Raw genomic sequence first — 16729 nt, forward strand, 5'->3', positions numbered from 1 at the left:
ACAATGCTCGAATGACGAACAGCACAGCAATCATCGACGTCGGCGGCGGTTTCCGCGCGATCTTCGGCGCCGGAGTCCTCGACCGCTGCCTCGACGAAGGCATCTCCTTCGACCACGCCTACGGCATCTCCGCGGGCAGCGCGAACCTCGCGTCGTTCATCGCAAGGCAGAACACGCGCGCGCACCGCTTCTACACCGAATTCGCGTTCCGCAAGGAGTACGCGAGCATGGACGCCTACGTGCGCACCGGCAACTACTGCGACCTCGACTACGTCTACGGCACATTGAGCAACCACGACGGCGAATACCCGCTCGACTACGAGGCCTTCGCCGCCAACCCGACCGAATTCACCGTCGTCGCCGCCGACGGCCTGACCGGCGAACCGCACTATTTCACGAAGCACGACATGCGCTACGACGACTACACGATCCTCAAGGCGTCCTCGGCCGTGCCGGTCGCCTGCAAGCCCGTCGTCATCGACGACGTGCCGTACTTCGACGGCGGCATCGCCGACCCGGTCCCGGTGCAGCGCGCCGTCGACGCCGGCTACGACCGCATCGTCGTCGTACTGACGCGGCTGAAGGACGTGCTGCGCGAACAGCACAAGGACGTCGCCCCGGCGAAGCTGCTCTCGCACTCCTATCCGGCCGCCGGCGAGGCGCTGCTCAACCGCTACCGCACCTACAACGACGAGGTCGCGCTCGCCAAACGCTACGAGCAGGAGGGCCGCGTGCTCATCCTCGCCCCCGAGGACCTCTACGGGCTGTCGACGATGTCGAAGACCTACGAGGGGCTCGAGCGCATGTACCGCGCCGGCTACGCGGCCGCCGAGCCGATCGCCGCATTCCTCGCCTCCTGACCGTCGCCATCACGGCCGCATCGCCGGACCCGGATCAGACGCGCGGCGCCGGCGGCATCGTCGTCGGCGCGTTCTCCTGCGCGGTGAGCATCGCGTTCGTCATCTGCTCGTATAGGTCGCGGTAGCCGCCCGGCGTTGACGCCGGCAGCACGACCGTCTTGCCGTTCGGCGAGTCGGAGAGCGAGCGCAGCACGTCGAGGTACTGGTTGAACAGCACGACGTTGTTCACTTCGGTGATGTCCATGCCGACGGCCTGCAGGCTCTTGATCTGGTCGACGATGCCGGTCGCGATCTCGCGGCGGTAGTTCGCCTGGCCCTCGCCCTGCAGACGCACCTTCTCGGCCTCGGCGGCCGCCTGCGTCTCGATCTGGATGCGCTGCGCCTCGGCGCGCTGGCGCGTCGCCTCCTTCTCGCGCTGTGCGGCGTTGATCGAATCCATCGCCGCCTTGACGGCCGGGCTCGGGTCGATCGACGTGATCAGCGTCTTGACGACGGTGAAGCCGAAGCGCGCCATCTCGGCGCCGACGGTCTGCTGGACGTCGGCGGCGACCGAGTCCTTCTTCGCGAAGGCGTCGTCGAGCGTGAGCATCGGGATCGCGCTCCTGAGCGCATCCTCCATGTAGGCGCGCAGCTGGCCCGCCGGGTCGCGCAGCTCGTAGTAGGCCTTCGCCACGTCGGCGGCGTTGACGCGGTACTGCGTGCTCGCGACGATCTCGACGAACACGTTGTCGAGCGTCTTCGTCTCGATCTTGACGTTGAGCTGGCTGACGCGCATGTTCGTCTTCATCGCAATCTGGTCGACGAAGGGGATCTTCACATGGATGCCGGCGAAGGTCACCTTCTTGAACTTGCCGAACCGTTCGATGATGTACGCCTGCTGCTGCGGCACGATGTAGCACGAGCAGCACAGCACGACGATCAGCAGGACGGCGACGACGATCAGTGCAATGGTGCCTGGGGTCATGGTGGTTACCTCGTTTCCTGTGCCCGCACGGGCACAATGGCTTCCACTGTACCGCGCCGGTGCCGCCCGCCGCGTCGCCGTTCCGGGAGCCGGAACGGGCCGCGTTCCTTGCCACCGAACGTGGCGCGGCCCCGCGCATCCGTCCGGGATGCGCGGGGCCGCGATGGCAGTGCGTCAGAGCCGTCGTCATGCCAACGGCCGGGCGTATCACTTGTCGAGTTCGCCGCTTTCGACGACGATGTCATCCGGGTTGACCTCGTCGCCGTAGACCGGCTTGAGCGTCTTCTCGAAGTCCTTGTGGAAGAAGTTCTCCTTGCCGAGCTTGACGATCTCGTCATTGATGTAGTCGAGCAGCTGCGTGTTGCCCTTCTGCACAGCGGCGGCGATGACGTCGACGTCGCCGATGTCGGTGACGCCCACCTTGAAGCCCTTGTTGGCCTTCGCCCAGGCGAGCACCTCGGTGTTGTCGGTGCTCATCGCGTCGCCGCGGCCGTCGAGCAGCGCGTTGTAGGCATCCGCGTACTGGTCGTACTTCTGCAGCTTGATCTCCGGATGGTTCTTCTCGAAGTAGGTCTCGGCCGTCGTGCCCTTCGCGACGATGAGCGTCTTGCCTTTGAGCTGGCTGACGTCGGTGATCTCGTTGCTCTCCGGCGAGACGATGCCGAGCGAGACCTTCATGTACGGCTTCGAGAAGTCGACCTTCTCGGCGCGTTCCGGCGTCTCGGTGAAGTTCGCGAGCGTCACGTCGACCTTGTTCGACGCGAGCACGTCGACGCGCGCGGCCGGATCGACCGACGTGTATGCCGGCTTGACGCCGAGTCCCTTGGCGAGCGCCTCGGCGAATTCGATGTCGTAGCCGGCGTACTTGCCGTCCTGATCCACATAGCCGAAGGGCGCCTTGTCCGAGAAGACGGCGATGCGCAGTTCACCGGACTTCTTGATCTCGTCGAGCGTGCGCGCCTTCGCCGTCGTCGTGTTCGACGTATCGGAGGAGCCGGCTTCGCTTGGCGTGGATGCGGACGGCCCGCAGGCCGCGACCGCCGTCACCATCATGACGGCGGCGCCCGCCGCTGCGATCGCCCTGCCCAGCTGTTTGAAAATGGATGAGCTCATCTGCGTTCCTTTCCGTGCTCTTCCGTGGTCTTTATGGTCAAATCTTCTGTTCGGCGCGCCGTGTTCGCGGCCGTCCGCTCATGAGGCGTCGAATGCCTCGAGGTCCTGCTCCGCCTGCTGGCTGCGGTGGCGGACGAAGTCGAAGGAGTGCAGGAACTCCCTGGCGCGTTCGGTCTTCGGATGCGTGAAGAACTCCTCGGCGTCGGACGAACGTTCCTCGATCCTGCCGTCGGCGAGCAGGATCACGCGGTCGGCGATCGCGCGCGCGAAGCTCATCTCGTGCGTGACGATGAGCATCGTCTGTCCGGCGTCGGCGAGTTCGACGACGACTTCGAGCACCTCGTGCACCATCTCCGGGTCGAGCGCCGCCGTGATCTCGTCGAGCAGCAGGATCTCCGGATGCAGGATCAGCGCGCGGCAGATCGCGACGCGCTGACGCTGGCCGCCCGAGAGCTCATGCGGCTTCGCGTGCGCGCGGTCGGCCAGATGCACGCGCTCGAGCAGTTCGAGCGCCTCGCGCTCCACCTCGTCCTTCTTGCGCTTCTGCACGAGCAGCGGCGCCATCGTGATGTTGCCGAGCACGTCCTTGTTCGGGAACAGGTCGTAGCTTTGGAACACCATGCCGAACTTCGTGCGCAGCTCCTCGCTGCGCTTGACGCGCCCGCTTTTCTCGTTGCCGGGCCTGCCGGTCTCGATGACCCTGCCGTCGAGCGCGATCGTGCCGCCCTGGATCGGCTCGAGGCCGGCGATCGTGCGCAGCAGCGTCGACTTGCCGGAACCCGACGGGCCGACGATGACGAGGACCTTGCCCTTGGGCACCTCGAAGGAGATGCCGTCGAACACGTTCGTGTCGGCGTCCGCGTAATGCTTCTTCAGATCGGTCACCTTGAGCGCGATCGCCTCGTCGCGCCGGGTATGCTCAGTCGTTTCGGTCATTCGCCCACCTTTTCTCCAGTGCATGTGCCACGAGCGACAGCGGCCAGCACACGATGAAGTACATCAGGAAGATCACGCCGTAGACCCACAGCGTGCCCGTCGGATATTGGAATCGGTTCGCGTCGATGATCTGCTGGCCGACCTTGATCACCTCGACGACGCCGAGCAGCACGGCCAGTGACGTCGTCTTGACGATGCGCGTCGCGAGGTTGACCGAACCCGGCAGCAGCCGGCGCACGGCCTGCGGCAGGATCACATGGATGAAGGCCTGCCAGTTGCTCAGTCCCAGCATGTACGCCGTCTCGTGCTGCACTTCGGGAATCGACTGCAGCGCGCCGCGTGTCAGGTCGCCGAGTTCGGCGCCGCCCCACAGCACGAAGACGAGCACGCAGGCGCCGGTCGCGTCGAGGTTCCAGTTCCAGGCGCGCGCGATGCCGTAGTATGCGATGAACAGCAGCGCAAGCTGCGGCATGATGCGGATGAAATCGAGGTAGACGCGCATGATGAAGCGGATGACCGGATTGCGCAGCGTCATCAGCCAGCCGCAGACGAGGCCGACCGGCACGCTCATCGCCACCGAGACGGCGGCGATCCAGATCGTCACCCACAGGCCCTGCAGCAGACGCGGGAAGACGCCCGGTTCGAGCAGGATGTTAGCGCCTTGCATAGTCGAACCTCCTCTCGAGCCATGTGCCGAGGATCGAAATCGGCAGCAGGATGATCAGGTAGGTCACAATGAGCATGAACAGCGACTCGTAGGTGTTGTAGGTGATGCCCATCAGGTCCTTCGCCATGTACATGACGTCGGCGAGCGCGATCGCCGAGACGACCGACGACTCTTTGATCAGGAAGATGACGTTCGCGACGAAGCCCGGCGTCGAGACGCTGATCGCCTGCGGGATGACGACGTGCACGAGCGTCTGCATGCGGCTGAAACCGAGCATGTACGCGTTCTCGCGCTGGATCTGCGGCACCGCCTGCAGTCCCGCACGCATCGATTCGGCCATGTACGAGCCTCCGAGGAAGCCGAGGCCGATGATCGCGCACATTTCCGCCGACCAGACGAAGCCGAGCTTCGGCAGGCCGAAGTACAGGAAGTACAGCTGCACGAGCAATGGCGTGTTGCGGCTGATCTCGATGTACACGGCGACGATCTGCCGCAGCACCGGGATGCGCGCCGTCTGGATCGCCGCGCATATGCCTCCGGTGATGATGGCGAGCGCGATGCCGAACACGGAGATGAACAGCGTCATCCACGCGCCGTTCACGAAGAACGGGGCATATCGCTCGATGAACGACCAGTCGAGCATCCGCTGATTCCTCCTTCGCTGCCGTCGGGTTCAGTCGCAGGCGACCTTCCCGAGAGTGTGACCGATGATTGTTGCCATGCCACATGGTATTCCACTATGTGGCTATTGCTTATGGACGATTGCGCCGCGTGACGTCCCGTGACGGGGTACGCGGCGGATGGCTTGCGCCGATGATCCGCCCTCAACAACACCGGCCGATGCGCGCCACGGCGTCGGCGAGACGCTCGCGCGGCTGCAGCAGGCTCAGGCGCACATGATCGGCGCCGACGCGGCCGAAGCAGGAACCGGGCAGCACGGCGACGCCGGCGCCGTCGAGCAGCTCGTCGGCGAAACGGTCGCCGTCGAGGCCCTCCGGTGCGCGCATCCACACATACAATCCGCCCGGCGAATCGAAGAGATCGTATCCCAGTTCGCGCAGGCCGCCGGCGACGACGGCGCGGCGCGCCGCATAGCGCGCCGCCTGCCGTGCCACGCCGCTCTGGTCGCTTTCCAGAGCGGACGCGCCGGCGTCCTGTACGAACGAAGTGATCATAGAACCCATTTGATAATGGAATTTCCGCGCCACGTCAACCACCTGTTCACTGCCGGCGATAAATCCGGCCCTCCAACCGGCCATCGCGTACATCTTCGACAGCGAGCACACCTCGACCGCGCGTTCGTCGACGCCGGTCGCCTCGAGCAGGCTCGGCTGCCGCTCCCGCACGCCCAGCCCGGCGTAGGCGAAGTCGTGCAGCACGATGAAGTCGTGGGCGTGCGCGAGTTCGACCGCACGACGCAGGAACGAGGCCGGCGCCTGCGCGCCGGTCGGGTTGTTCGGGTAGTTGAGCACGAGCAGGCGCACGCCGTCCCAGACATGCGCCGGTACGGCGTCGAGGTCGGGCAGCCAGCCGAGCTCGGCGCGTGCCGGCAGCAGCAGCTCGCGCGCGCCGCGCAGCGCAGCCATGCCATGGTACGACGGATAGTACGGATCGGCGAACGCGACGACGTCCCCGGCGTCGAGCAGCACGCTGAACAGCGTCGCCAGGCCGTCGACGGCGCCTTCGACGGCGAGGAGCTCGCGCGACGGGTCGAGCGTCACGCCGTGTTCACGTCCGTACCAGCCGGCCGCCGCGTCGAGGAAGCGCCGCTTGCCGTCGAAGGGCGTGTAGCGCGCGTTGTCCGGATCGTCGACGCCGACGCGCGCCGCCTCGCGGACGAACGGTTCGGGGAAACCGTCCGGATTGCCCTTTGACAGGTCGATGACGTCGGCGCCTGCACGTCTCGCCTCGGCCACTTTCCTGTCCATCCTCTCGAAGACGTTCGCCGGCATGTTCGCCGTGACCGTCGAGAACCGCACGCCCATGACGCTCCTTCCCTATTGCTCTGTTGATTGCTCTGTTGTCCTGTTGTCCGTCGCCGCCATTGCCCGCGCGGGGCGCGGATCCATGCATGTCCATATGGCCCATATCCCGAGCGCCGTCTAATGCGTGGCCTTGAGCGCGATGCGGTCGCCGACCCATTGGATGAGCTGCACGACGGCGACGAGCAGCAGCACGACGGCGACGAGCACGCCGGTCTCATAGCGGTTGTAGCCGTATTGGATCGCAAGGTCGCCTATGCCGCCGGCGCCGATCGTGCCGACCATCGCCGAATAGCCGAGCAGCGAGACGATCGTCAGCACGATGCCGCGGATGAGGCCGGGCAGCGCCTGCGGGAACACGGCGCCGACGATGATCTGCCGCACCGGCGCACCGGTCGAGATCGCCGCTTCGAGCAGACCGTCGTCCACTTCCTGGAATGCGCTTTCGGCGACGCGGGCGAAGAACGGGATCGCCGCGATCGACAGCGCGATCGCGCCTCCCGTCGGCGTGTACGGGTCGCCGATGATCAGCTGGATGAGCGGGATCAGCACGACGAGCAGGATGAGGAACGGCATCGAACGGATCGCGTTGACGACGAATCCGACGGCTTCGTTGACGATCCTGTTCGGCGTGAACAGCCGGTGCTGCGTGAGGAACAGCAGGATCGCGAGCGCCGTGCCGAACACGACGCCGACCAGCGTCGCGATGCCGACCATCGTGCATGTCTCCCACAACGCCCGTCCCAGGTTCTCCCTGAGGATCTCGATCGTGTCGTTCATGCGAGCACCTCCTTATGCGCATCGCCGTCGTATGCGTCGGCGGCATGCGCCGATGGCCTCGTGCCGTATGCGTCGTCCGCGAAGATCGCGTCGATGCTCGCGCCGATGTCGTCGTTGAGCGCGACGCTCAGTTCGCGCGCATCGGCGACGCGCGACGTGAGCTCGTCGATCGCCGCCTGCACGACGAACGCGCCCCGCTGTCCTTCCTGCCGCGCGCTCACCAGCACGATGAGCGTGCCGATCGCCTGCGTGCCGAAGTAGCCGACATTGCCGTGCAGGACGTTGATCGACACTTCGAAATGCCGTGAGACGTCGCTGATGAGCGGCTCGAGCGCGCCTTCGTCCTTGTATCGCAATTCGATGAGACGTCCCGACGGCAGCTGCGGCACGAGCCGCCTCGGGATCGCGACGCCGAGATAGCGTTCGACGAGCGCGCGCGTCGTCTCGTGATGTGGGGAGCCGAACACGTCGAAGGTCGTGCCCTGTTCGACGATGACGCCATGTTCCATGACGGCGACGTGGTCGAAGATCGCCTTCGCGACGTCGAACTGGTGCGTGATGAAGACGATCGTGACGCCGAGCTCGGCGTTGACGCGCTTGAGCAGCGCGAGGATCCCCTCGGTCGTCTCCGGGTCGAGCGCGCTCGTCGCCTCGTCGCACAGCAGGATGCGCGGATGGTTCGCGAGGGCACGCGCGATCGACACGCGCTGCCTCTGCCCTCCGGAAAGCTGCGACGGGTAGCTGTCGATCTTCTCCTCAAGCCCGACGAGCCTGAGCAGCTCCTCGATGCGCGCACGGTGCCGCGACTTCGGCACATGCGCCGCCTTGAGCGCGAACGCGATGTTCTGCGCGACGGTCACGTTGTCGATGAGGTTGAAGCTCTGGAAGACGAAGCCGATGCCGCTGCGCAGTTTGCGCAGCGCCGTCCCGCGCAGCGCCGTCACGTCGCGCCCGTCGATGACGACACGGCCCGACGTCGGGCGCTCGAGGAGGTTGATCGTGCGCACGAGCGTCGATTTGCCGGCCCCCGAGAAGCCGATGATCCCGAAGATCTCGCCTTCCTCGATGTGCACGCTCGCGTGGCTGACCGCCTCGACGGAACGTCCGTCGCTTTCGAAGACGACCGAGACGTCGTCCAAGGTGATGATGTCCGTCATCGTCTCCCCCTATTCGTTCCAGCCCGCCGGCTTGCCGAAGTCCCTGAAGCGGCTCGCGGCGATCGCGCTCTTGAATTCGTCGCTGCTGAGCAGTGCCCGGACGGTCTTCGCGAAATGCGTGTCCTTGTTCGCTCCCGCGACCGCGAACACCTCGATGACGCCGTCGTCCTGCCGTTCGAGCGCGAGCGCGTCCTTCGGGTCGAGCCCCGCCGCCCACGAGTAGTTGCCGGGCACGAGCGCGACGTCGACGGTGTCGAGCGAACGCGCGAGCTGCGCGGCGTCGATCGGTTTGATGTCGAGATGCCTGGGATTGTCGGCGATGTCGCTGACCGACGCCTTCGTCGCGTCGATGCCGTCCTTGAGCGTCACGAGCCCGTTCTGCTCGAGGACGCCGAGGCTGCGTGCGAGGTTCGATCCGTCGTTCGCGACCGCGACGCTCGCGCCGTCGGCGATGTCGTCGATCGACGCGAACGTCTTCGAATAGACGCCGAGGCCGAGCGTCGGCGTCTGTCCGAGCGAGACGAGGTCGAGGCCGTTGTCGGCGCTGAACTTCTTCAGGTAGTTGCCGTGCTGCATGAGGTTCGCGTCGATCCTGCCGCTCGCGAGCGCCTTGTCCGGCTGCACGTAGTCGTTGAAGGTCTTCGTCGTCAGTGCGTAGCCGTCGTCCTTCAGGAGCGGCGCGATGACCTCGTCGATCATCTCCCCGTACGGCCCGGGGCATACGCCGACCGTGATCGTCGTCGTCTCGCCGTCCTTCGGCGTCGGGATCTGCTCGGCCGATGCGCTGCGCGCGTCACCGCATGCGCTGTTCGCGATGATGACCGCGCCGGCGAGCACGGCGGCCGCCGTGCGGATGAGCGTGTGGATGCGCTGCTTCGTCGTCATGATGGTTGTCGTCTCCTTGATCGCTTGCTCGAATGGTGATGTTCCTGCATACGTCGCTGTGGTCATGCGTGGTTTCGGGCGTGTTCGCCCAGGCCGCCGCGTGGTGCGGACCATGCGGCGGCCGTCCGGATGCCGGTTCTCGGACCTCGTCGCCTCTCAGCGTCCGTCGATCGCCTGCTGCGTGGCGATGTCGGGATGGTGGATCGCGAACGCATGCTCGGCGAGGTGCACCTCATGCGTCACGAACTCGTGGAGCGGGCACGGCGCGCCGTGCTCGCGCCCAAGGCGTGCGATGTAGCCGTTGATGTAGTCGACTTCGGTCGGGCGGCATCTCGTGAGGTCCTGGTACATCGACGGATAATGCAGGGGATGCGCGACCGCGGCCGTATGCATTATCGTCTCCACCTCGCTTTCCCTCGTACCGGGAAGCGTGATGCCGGCGCGTTCCGCCGCCGTGTACGCTTCGTCGACGAGCCGGCGCGTCAGGACCGGGGCGCTTGGATGCTCGGCGAATTCACCGAAACGGATCTCGTACATCGTGCACAGCGTGTTGAGCACCGAGTTGAACACGATCTTCGCGAAGCACATGCCGAGGAAATGCGGCGCGATCGTCGGATTGAGCGTCGCCGCCTGGAAATCTCGGTACAACGCGAGCTCGACGGGATCGTCGGCGGCATCGTGGCCGTCGTACGCGCACATGTGCATCGCCTTCGCGTGGACGCCCCCGGTGAAGTTGAAATCGCCGGGACCGTAGACGTACGCGCCGATGAGCGCCGTGCCGCCATAGATATGGTCCTTCGCGAAGTATTCCGCGAGATGTTCGAAATGGCCGTAGCCGTTCATCGCCGAGAACACATGGTGGCGCGGGCGGATGCATCCGCTGACGCGCTCGAGGAGCCCCGGGAGCTGATGCTGCTTGACGAAGACGATCCACACATCGGGGTCGCCGTCGTACTCCTCCGGGTAGTACACGTCGATCGGCACAAGGTGACGTCCCTCGCCGTCCTGCGACACATACGCGCCGCCCTGTGCGCGTATCCGCTCGACGTTCGGCGTCCACGCGTCGATGAAGTCGACGTCGGCGTGCGCATGCTCCTGCAGCAGCACACCGTACTGGACGCCCATGCCGCCGGCCCCAAGAATCGCGTATCTCATGCGTCGTCCCTCCTTGCATATCGTCGCTTTTCCGAACGTATTATTCGTCGTGCGCAGACCCTCTGCCGTGCCTGCGTGACACACTGTACGGCACCTCACAAGCCGAAACGGCGGCGCCGCTATAGCAAAATCGATACGATGCTCAACATGCGTGCGAACGCGCCAATCAATCGGAAAAACAAGCGCCGCCACGACGGAAATATCGTGACGGCGCTTGCCGAATATGGAGGGATATGGTCAGACGACCTTGCGTTCGAGGTCCATCGTGCGATGCATGCCCTTCGTCCACACAAGGTAATAGACGATGCCGAGCGCCGTCCAGATCAGTCCGACGATCCACACGGTCCAGCCCAGGGAGATGAAGATGACGAAGGTCACGACCGCGCCGATGAGCGGGCACAGGATCGTGCGCCAGAACGAACGGCCGCGATAGCCGCGCGCCTTGATCCCCAGACCCCAGATGACGACGATGTTGAGCATGCAATAGGTGGACAGCGCGCCGAAGTTGCTCACCTTCGCCGCCGTGTTCTGGCCCAGGAGGATGAACACGAAGATGAGCACGAGGTTCACGGCCGCCGTGAACAGCGTGGCGCCGACCGGCACGTTCGTCTTCTTGTCGTACTTGGCGAGGAACTTCGGCAGGCCGCCGTCGACGGCCATCGTGTACATGAGGCTCGAGATCGCCGTCATGCCGGACAGCGACGTGAACAGGCCGAGCGCGAGCGCGTTCGCGACGGCGCAGACGACGCCGAGCCACTTGCCGGCGAGTCCGGCCACCTCGTAGAAGCCGCTGTTCTGGTTCGCCTGCAGGATGTTGCCGGAGGGATCCATACACATCGTCAGGAAGCTCATCGACATGTACAGGAAGCCGAGGATGAGGACGATGATGATCATCGCCTTGCCCGGCGCCTTCTTCGGACGCACGCATTGGTCGTCGAGCGTCACGATCGAGCCGAATCCCACATAGGACAGCGCGCACAGCGAGACGGCGCTCATCATCGCGCCCATGTCGAACTTGCCGGGGTTGAAGAACGCGGTGCCGGAGAAGTGCGCGGTCTGCGGATGCTTGCAGACGTAGATGACGCCGAATACGAAGAACAGCGCCAGCACGATGAGCTCGGCCGCGAGCGCGAGCTTGTCGACTAGGACGGTGGCGCCCATGCCGCGCATCGCGATCGCCGTGATGACGACGAGGAAGCCGACGCACCACACCCATACCGGGATATGCGGCAGATACTCGTGCAGCGCGTTCGCCGCCATGAGCAGCATGATCGCCGGCGTGATCAGATACTGCAGGATCATCAGCCATCCGACGACGAAGCCGACCGAGTCGTTCATCTCATGCGACGCGTAGATGTAGATGCTGCCGCTCGACGGGAACAACGGCACCATCATGCCGAAGGACAATGCCGTGAACAGCATCGCGACCATCGCGATGAGATAGGCGATCGCCGGCATGCCGTGGGATACGGAGGCGACCGACGCGATGATCGAGAACGGCGCGATCGGCACCATGAAGATCATGCCGAAGACGATGAGGTCCTTCGTCGTCAGCGTTCGTTTGACGACCGATTTCGTCGCGGTCGCCTGGGAGCCGTCGATTTTGCCCGTCTTCCCCGTCTTGACGGCGGATTGCCCTGTGCCTTGTACGTTCTCGGACATGATTCCTCGCTCCTTCATATTGGTGGCGTTCCTACGCTTGCGGCGGCATGCCCGCGCGCCGCGACGACAACGTGCGCCATGCGCGGCGGATGCGCATGGCGCATCGGTCCTCCCATGGCGGGGCCTGACCGTTCTACGTGTAATATAGCTCACCGGCCCGGTGCCGGTTCCCCTCACGCCAGGCTTTTCCTCACAGCGTCGAAAACGCCGGCGTCCACATCGCGCTACCCGGCGCCGTGTTCGTCCATGCGGGACGCAGGCGGTCCGGCCTGCGCTTTTGGCTATGCCTTGAGAGACGATGATGCCTATGTTTGTGCGTCATGCAACTTTGGACGACCTCGATGCTCTTTCCAGTATTGAATCAGCGTGCTTCCCTCCCAAGGAGGCCGCGGACATCGAAAGGCTCGCGAATCGCATCGAGACGTATCCGGAGCATTTCTGGCTGCTCGTCAACCCGGACGCCGATGCGTCGGACGCCTGTTTCCCGGCGCATCTCGCCGACGGCATGCTCGTCAGCTTCATCAACGGCATGACGACCAACGTCGCCGATCTGACCGACGCGATGTACGAGCAGGCCAATCTGCATGACGAGGACGGTTCCTGGCAGATGATCCTCGGCGTCGACACGGCGCCGGTCTACCAGCATCGCGGCTGCGCGGCCTATCTGATGCGCCGCGTCATCCTCGATTCGGCAATCGCCCACCGCGCCGGCATCGTGCTTGCCTGCAAGGAGCGGCTCATCGGCTTCTATCAGGGCTTCGGCTTCGTCAACGAAGGCCCGAGCGCCTCGACGCACGGCAACGCGATATGGTACCAGATGCGGCTGCGGCTTGGACGGCAGGCCGACGGCGACGAGATCGACGAGGCCTATGACATCACGGCGAGCAACATCCGCAAGGCGATGGAGGAGACGACGTCGTACATGGACCACGGCCATACGATCACGGCGCAGTTCCCGGTGCTCAGATAACCGTTGCCGACCGAGCGGCCGGATGCCGGACATCCGCTCCCGGAAAACGGGATGGCTGCGTCCCTGCCGTCTGCGATTTGCGAACACCTTGCGCATAAACTGGAACTCGCGCCGCATTCACGGCGGTTTTACATTAGACTCGGCACTGGAAACAACATGGGAGCAGCGCACGGCCGATCCCCGTACAAGGCAGCCGACAGAGGGTCGCCGATGCGTTGGATATCAGAGAGGAATCACGATGTCCGTAGTCATCCGGCCAGCCGAACGCCTACCGAAGGATTACACGGCGCTCGATCTGGAGACGACCGGTCTGAGCGCGCAGCGTGATCGCATCACCGAGATCGGTGCGGTGAAGATCCGCAACGGCAGGATCGTCGACACCTTCGATCAGCTCGTCGATCCGGGCACGCTCATCACACCCAACATCACACGACTGACCGGCATCACCAACGAGATGGTCGAGGGTATGCCGTCGCTCGAGGCCGTGCTCGGCCCGTTCATCGATTTCCTCGAGGACGACGTCGTCATTGGCCATAACATCCGCTTCGACATGGGCTTCCTCGCCGAGGCCGAGCACCGCATATTGGGGTTCACGAACCATTTCATGCGTCCGACATTGGACACGATGACGATCGACAAGCATCTGTTCCCCTCGGAACGGCATCGTCTCGTCGATCTGATCCAGCGTTACGGTATCGCCGACGTCGAGGAGCATCGTGCGCTTTCGGATGCGACGCAGACCTACCAGTGCCTTGAATGGCAGCGCCGCTACATCTCCTGCGACGCCGCCGTCCTCCCCCAGAGCTGACAAGCACAACCGGCGTGCGGCACATATCCTGAAGGCCTCGGACAGGACATGTCCGAGGCCTTCAGGATAGCGGTCGTCCGATCATCCCACCTTGTGCAGGACAAACGAAGATAGCAGTGGCCAAACAGTGTTATGGGATATCATCCCCGCACATGCGGGGCAAACTGTCAACGAAGTGGACCTTTTGTTGTTGAGTACGAGCGAGACCGCCGCCGGCGACACTTCGGCCTCCTTGGCGATCTCCTTGAGCGTCACACGTTTGCGCATCATTCCCCGATTCGATGGCTGCCGTGATCCGTCCACGACAGGACAATGCTGTCGTGTTCCATTGTAGGTCCATGCGATGCATCATGCATTCGCAAAAAGGCGAAGGTTTGTTGGTTGGGGTGTTGTTGGGTTGTCCGCCGGTTGTTGGGTGTGGGTATGGGAAAGCCCCGGACCGGTGTGCCGGTTCGGGGCTTTCGTGTGAAGTGTGGGTGCGGCGGCGTGCTACTCTCCCACACCCTGTCGGGTGCAGTACCATCGCCGTGCCAGGTCTTAGCTTCCGGGTTCGGAATGGGGCCGGGCGTCTCCCCTGGGCTGTGACCGCCGCAAGACTTGTTGTTCTGTTATCCATGTTCCCGACCCGTCGGGCCGGTTGGTGGTTGGTTTGGGGACCGGATGGTGGACGCGCTGCGTGTTCGTACCGGGACGATGTGTCGTCGTCTGTTCGCGTGTTCGATGCTTTGCCGTGTGACTCCCGATGGTCGCGTGTCCCGCACGCGTGCGCCGCGCGATGGGTCGCGGTGGGGGTCGTCTTCGACCGTTAGTGCCGGTCGGCTCCACCCCTTGCGGGGCTTCCACGTCCGGTCTATCGACCACATGGTCTCATGTGGGGTCTCACACACCCCCGGAGGGGTGTCAGGAATCCTTATCTTGGAGCGGGCTTCCCGCTTAGATGCTTTCAGCGGTTATCCCTCCCGAACGTAGCCAACCGGCCGTGCCGCTGGCGCGACAACCGGCATACCAGAGGTTCGTCCACCCAGGTCCTCTCGTACTATGGGCAGGCCTCCTCAGGATTCCAACGAGCGCAGAGGATAGAGACCAAACTGTCTCACGACGTTCTGAACCCAGCTCGCGTGCCGCTTTAATCGGCGAACAGCCGAACCCTTGGGACCTGCTCCAGCCCCAGGATGCGACGAGCCGACATCGAGGTGCCAAACCATCCCGTCGATATGGACTCTTGGGAATGATCAGCCTGTTATCCCCGGGGTACCTTTTATCCGTTGAGCGATGCCGCGTCCGTACGCCGGCACCGGATCACTATCTCCGACTTTCGTCCCTGCTCGATCCGTCGATCTCGCAGTCAAGCCCGCTTGTGCGATTACACTCGACACCCGATTGCCAACCGGGCCGAGCGGACCTTTGAGCGCCTCCGTTACTCTTTGGGAGGCAACCGCCCCAGTTAAACTACCCGCCAGGCACTCTCCCCGACAAGGCTGACTTGTCCGGGTTAGGCATCAGATGGGGACAGAGCGGTATTTCACCGGCCGACTCCACACACACTGGCGTGCATGCCTCACAGTCTCCCGCCTATGCTACACAATCCGCACCTGATGCCAATACCAAGGTATAGTAAAGGTCCCGGGGTCTTTTCGTCCTTCTGCGCTTAACGAGCATCTTTACTCGTACTGCAATTTCGCCGAGCTCCTGGTCGAGACAGCGGGGAAGTCGTTACGCCATTCGTGCAGGTCGGAACTTACCCGACAAGGAATTTCGCTACCTTAGGATGGTTATAGTTACCACCGCCGTTTACCGGGGCTTGAATTCACCACTTCGCGCAAAGCGCTGATGGATCCTCTTAACCTTCCGGCACCGGGCAGGCGTCAGTGCATATACGGCGACTTGCGTCTTGGCATGCACCTGTGTTTTTGGTAAACAGTCGCTACCCCCTGGCTTGTGCCACCCCCCACCGCTCGACGCCGCAAGGACGTCCCACCGCGGGGGGTCTCCCTTATGCCGAAGGCACGGGAGCGGTTTGCCGAGTTCCTTGACCAGGATTCGCTCGCTCGCTTCGGTATACTCTACCTGACCACCTGTGTCGGTTTGGGGTACGGGCGGCCGCCCACCTCGCGCCGAAGCTTTTCTCGGCCGACGGGATCACCGGATATCGGGCCATCAAGGCCCCCATCATCACGCCTCGCCCCATGCTGCCCCCGGATTTGCCTGGGGGCGGGGCCGCACGCTTGACCAGGGAAAACCACCTCCCCGGCCGGCTACCCGTCCGCGTCACTCCATGCGCTCGACCCCAGGACGCCACGCGCGAACCCGAACATCACCGACCAACCCGAAGGAAGGACGGATCCGATGGAAACACGCGATCGGTCAAGGGACCGCTGATCGGTCATGCGGCCGGTACGGGAATATCGACCCGTTCATCCATTCGACTACGCCTGTCGGCCTCGCCTTAGGACCCGACTCACCCAGGGACGACGAACGTGGCCCTGGAACCCTTGGTCATCCAGCGGCAGGGATCCTCACCCTGCTCTCGCTACTCATGTCTGCATTCTCACTCCCCTGAAGTCCACCACACGGTTCCCCGGCGGCTTCGACCCTCAAGGGACGCTCTCCTACCACGCCAGACAAGCTGACGTCCGCGTCTTCGGTGGCGTGCTTGAGCCCCGCTACATTGTCGGCGCGGAACCACTAGACCAGTGAGCTGTTACGCACTCTTTCAAGGATGGCTGCTTCTGAGCCAACCTCCTGGCTGTCTATGCGACTCCACATCCTTTCCCACTTAGCACGCGCTTG

The 16729-nt window shown here is 64.1% G+C and carries 15 protein-coding genes and 2 rRNA genes; 3 read left to right on the top strand and 14 right to left on the bottom strand.

What is annotated here, in order from left to right; translation table 11 throughout:
- Nucleotides 1-11 precede the first annotated feature (11 nt).
- Nucleotides 12-860 carry a patatin-like phospholipase family protein gene (locus BCHO_RS08050; RefSeq protein WP_033491488.1) on the top strand — a complete coding sequence of 283 codons (849 nt, stop codon included), beginning with the start codon at nt 12-14 and terminating at the stop codon, nt 858-860.
- Between the two features lie 34 nt (nt 861-894).
- On the opposite strand, the gene BCHO_RS08055 is transcribed toward BCHO_RS08050, so the two are convergent.
- From BCHO_RS08055 to BCHO_RS08105, 11 genes are all read right to left on the bottom strand, one after another.
- Complete coding sequence (locus BCHO_RS08055) at nt 895-1824, bottom strand: SPFH domain-containing protein (RefSeq protein ID WP_024540694.1); 930 nt, start codon at nt 1822-1824, stop codon at nt 895-897.
- A 207-nt stretch (nt 1825-2031) separates the two neighbouring features.
- Nucleotides 2032-2937 (bottom strand): cysteine ABC transporter substrate-binding protein, encoded by a 906-nt coding sequence (locus BCHO_RS08060; protein ID WP_024540695.1) that lies wholly within the window; start codon nt 2935-2937, stop codon nt 2032-2034.
- Nucleotides 2938-3015: 78 nt separating this feature from the next.
- On the bottom strand, nt 3016-3873 hold the full coding sequence (locus BCHO_RS08065; protein WP_024540696.1) for an amino acid ABC transporter ATP-binding protein: 858 nt from the start codon (nt 3871-3873) through the stop codon (nt 3016-3018).
- Nucleotides 3857-4540 carry an amino acid ABC transporter permease gene (locus tag BCHO_RS08070; RefSeq protein ID WP_024540697.1) on the bottom strand — a complete coding sequence of 228 codons (684 nt, stop codon included), beginning with the start codon at nt 4538-4540 and terminating at the stop codon, nt 3857-3859. Before BCHO_RS08070 ends, BCHO_RS08065 begins: the two co-directional genes overlap by 17 nt.
- Entirely contained in the window at nt 4527-5183 is a 657-nt protein-coding gene (locus BCHO_RS08075) for an amino acid ABC transporter permease (protein WP_024540698.1), read from the bottom strand. The genes BCHO_RS08070 and BCHO_RS08075 overlap by 14 nt, the downstream gene beginning before the upstream one ends.
- A gap of 181 nt (nt 5184-5364) precedes the next feature.
- Complete coding sequence (locus BCHO_RS08080; protein ID WP_024540699.1) at nt 5365-6525, bottom strand: pyridoxal phosphate-dependent aminotransferase; 1161 nt, start codon at nt 6523-6525, stop codon at nt 5365-5367.
- Nucleotides 6526-6642: 117 nt separating this feature from the next.
- Nucleotides 6643-7302, bottom strand: a complete 660-nt coding sequence (locus tag BCHO_RS08085; RefSeq protein ID WP_024540700.1) for a methionine ABC transporter permease — start codon at nt 7300-7302, stop codon at nt 6643-6645.
- The gene (locus BCHO_RS08090; RefSeq protein WP_024540701.1) at nt 7299-8459 is read right to left on the bottom strand and encodes a methionine ABC transporter ATP-binding protein; all 1161 of its coding nucleotides are present in this window, start codon (nt 8457-8459) and stop codon (nt 7299-7301) included. Before BCHO_RS08090 ends, BCHO_RS08085 begins: the two co-directional genes overlap by 4 nt.
- Before the next feature lie 9 nt (nt 8460-8468).
- The gene (locus BCHO_RS08095) at nt 8469-9344 is read right to left on the bottom strand and encodes a MetQ/NlpA family ABC transporter substrate-binding protein (RefSeq protein WP_024540702.1); all 876 of its coding nucleotides are present in this window, start codon (nt 9342-9344) and stop codon (nt 8469-8471) included.
- A 156-nt stretch (nt 9345-9500) separates the two neighbouring features.
- Nucleotides 9501-10499 carry a ketopantoate reductase family protein gene (locus tag BCHO_RS08100; protein ID WP_024540703.1) on the bottom strand — a complete coding sequence of 333 codons (999 nt, stop codon included), beginning with the start codon at nt 10497-10499 and terminating at the stop codon, nt 9501-9503.
- Between the two features lie 237 nt (nt 10500-10736).
- Nucleotides 10737-12161 carry an APC family permease gene (locus BCHO_RS08105; RefSeq protein WP_024540704.1) on the bottom strand — a complete coding sequence of 475 codons (1425 nt, stop codon included), beginning with the start codon at nt 12159-12161 and terminating at the stop codon, nt 10737-10739.
- Between the two features lie 307 nt (nt 12162-12468).
- Here BCHO_RS08105 and BCHO_RS08110 point away from each other — a divergent pair, with 307 nt between their 5' ends.
- Nucleotides 12469-13131, top strand: coding sequence for a GNAT family N-acetyltransferase (locus tag BCHO_RS08110; protein ID WP_033491490.1), 663 nt, complete (start codon nt 12469-12471; stop codon nt 13129-13131).
- A 250-nt stretch (nt 13132-13381) separates the two neighbouring features.
- Nucleotides 13382-13939, top strand: a complete 558-nt coding sequence (locus tag BCHO_RS08115) for a 3'-5' exonuclease (RefSeq protein WP_024540706.1) — start codon at nt 13382-13384, stop codon at nt 13937-13939.
- An 81-nt stretch (nt 13940-14020) separates the two neighbouring features.
- Here the strand turns inward: BCHO_RS08115 and BCHO_RS09765 are convergent, their stop codons facing one another.
- The 3 genes from BCHO_RS09765 to BCHO_RS08125 form a co-directional block, all read right to left on the bottom strand.
- Complete coding sequence (locus BCHO_RS09765; protein WP_081707920.1) at nt 14021-14209, bottom strand: LacI family DNA-binding transcriptional regulator; 189 nt, start codon at nt 14207-14209, stop codon at nt 14021-14023.
- A 206-nt stretch (nt 14210-14415) separates the two neighbouring features.
- Nucleotides 14416-14532 (bottom strand): 5S ribosomal RNA (rrf, locus tag BCHO_RS08120).
- Between the two features lie 193 nt (nt 14533-14725).
- A 23S ribosomal RNA gene (locus BCHO_RS08125) occupies nt 14726-16729 on the bottom strand; the annotation flags it as partial.

The organism is Bifidobacterium choerinum, assembly GCF_000741135.1.
Classification (GTDB): Bacteria; Actinomycetota; Actinomycetes; order Actinomycetales; family Bifidobacteriaceae; genus Bifidobacterium; species Bifidobacterium choerinum.

Bases quoted from the DNA above. Each gene is read 5' to 3' on its own strand.
- BCHO_RS08060 (WP_024540695.1), bottom strand. From the start codon at position 2,937: ATGAGCTCATCCATTTTCAAACAGCTGGGCAGGGCGATCGCAGCGGCG.
- BCHO_RS08110 (WP_033491490.1), top strand. From the start codon at position 12,469: ATGTTTGTGCGTCATGCAACTTTGGACGACCTCGATGCTCTTTCCAGT.
- BCHO_RS08075 (WP_024540698.1), bottom strand. From the start codon at position 5,183: ATGCTCGACTGGTCGTTCATCGAGCGATATGCCCCGTTCTTCGTGAAC.
- BCHO_RS08095 (WP_024540702.1), bottom strand. From the start codon at position 9,344: ATGACGACGAAGCAGCGCATCCACACGCTCATCCGCACGGCGGCCGCC.
- BCHO_RS08070 (WP_024540697.1), bottom strand. From the start codon at position 4,540: ATGCAAGGCGCTAACATCCTGCTCGAACCGGGCGTCTTCCCGCGTCTG.
- BCHO_RS08105 (WP_024540704.1), bottom strand. From the start codon at position 12,161: ATGTCCGAGAACGTACAAGGCACAGGGCAATCCGCCGTCAAGACGGGG.
- BCHO_RS08055 (WP_024540694.1), bottom strand. From the start codon at position 1,824: ATGACCCCAGGCACCATTGCACTGATCGTCGTCGCCGTCCTGCTGATC.
- BCHO_RS08090 (WP_024540701.1), bottom strand. From the start codon at position 8,459: ATGACGGACATCATCACCTTGGACGACGTCTCGGTCGTCTTCGAAAGC.
- BCHO_RS09765 (WP_081707920.1), bottom strand. From the start codon at position 14,209: ATGATGCGCAAACGTGTGACGCTCAAGGAGATCGCCAAGGAGGCCGAA.
- BCHO_RS08085 (WP_024540700.1), bottom strand. From the start codon at position 7,302: ATGAACGACACGATCGAGATCCTCAGGGAGAACCTGGGACGGGCGTTG.
- BCHO_RS08100 (WP_024540703.1), bottom strand. From the start codon at position 10,499: ATGAGATACGCGATTCTTGGGGCCGGCGGCATGGGCGTCCAGTACGGT.
- BCHO_RS08080 (WP_024540699.1), bottom strand. From the start codon at position 6,525: ATGGGCGTGCGGTTCTCGACGGTCACGGCGAACATGCCGGCGAACGTC.
- BCHO_RS08050 (WP_033491488.1), top strand. From the start codon at position 12: ATGACGAACAGCACAGCAATCATCGACGTCGGCGGCGGTTTCCGCGCG.
- BCHO_RS08065 (WP_024540696.1), bottom strand. From the start codon at position 3,873: ATGACCGAAACGACTGAGCATACCCGGCGCGACGAGGCGATCGCGCTC.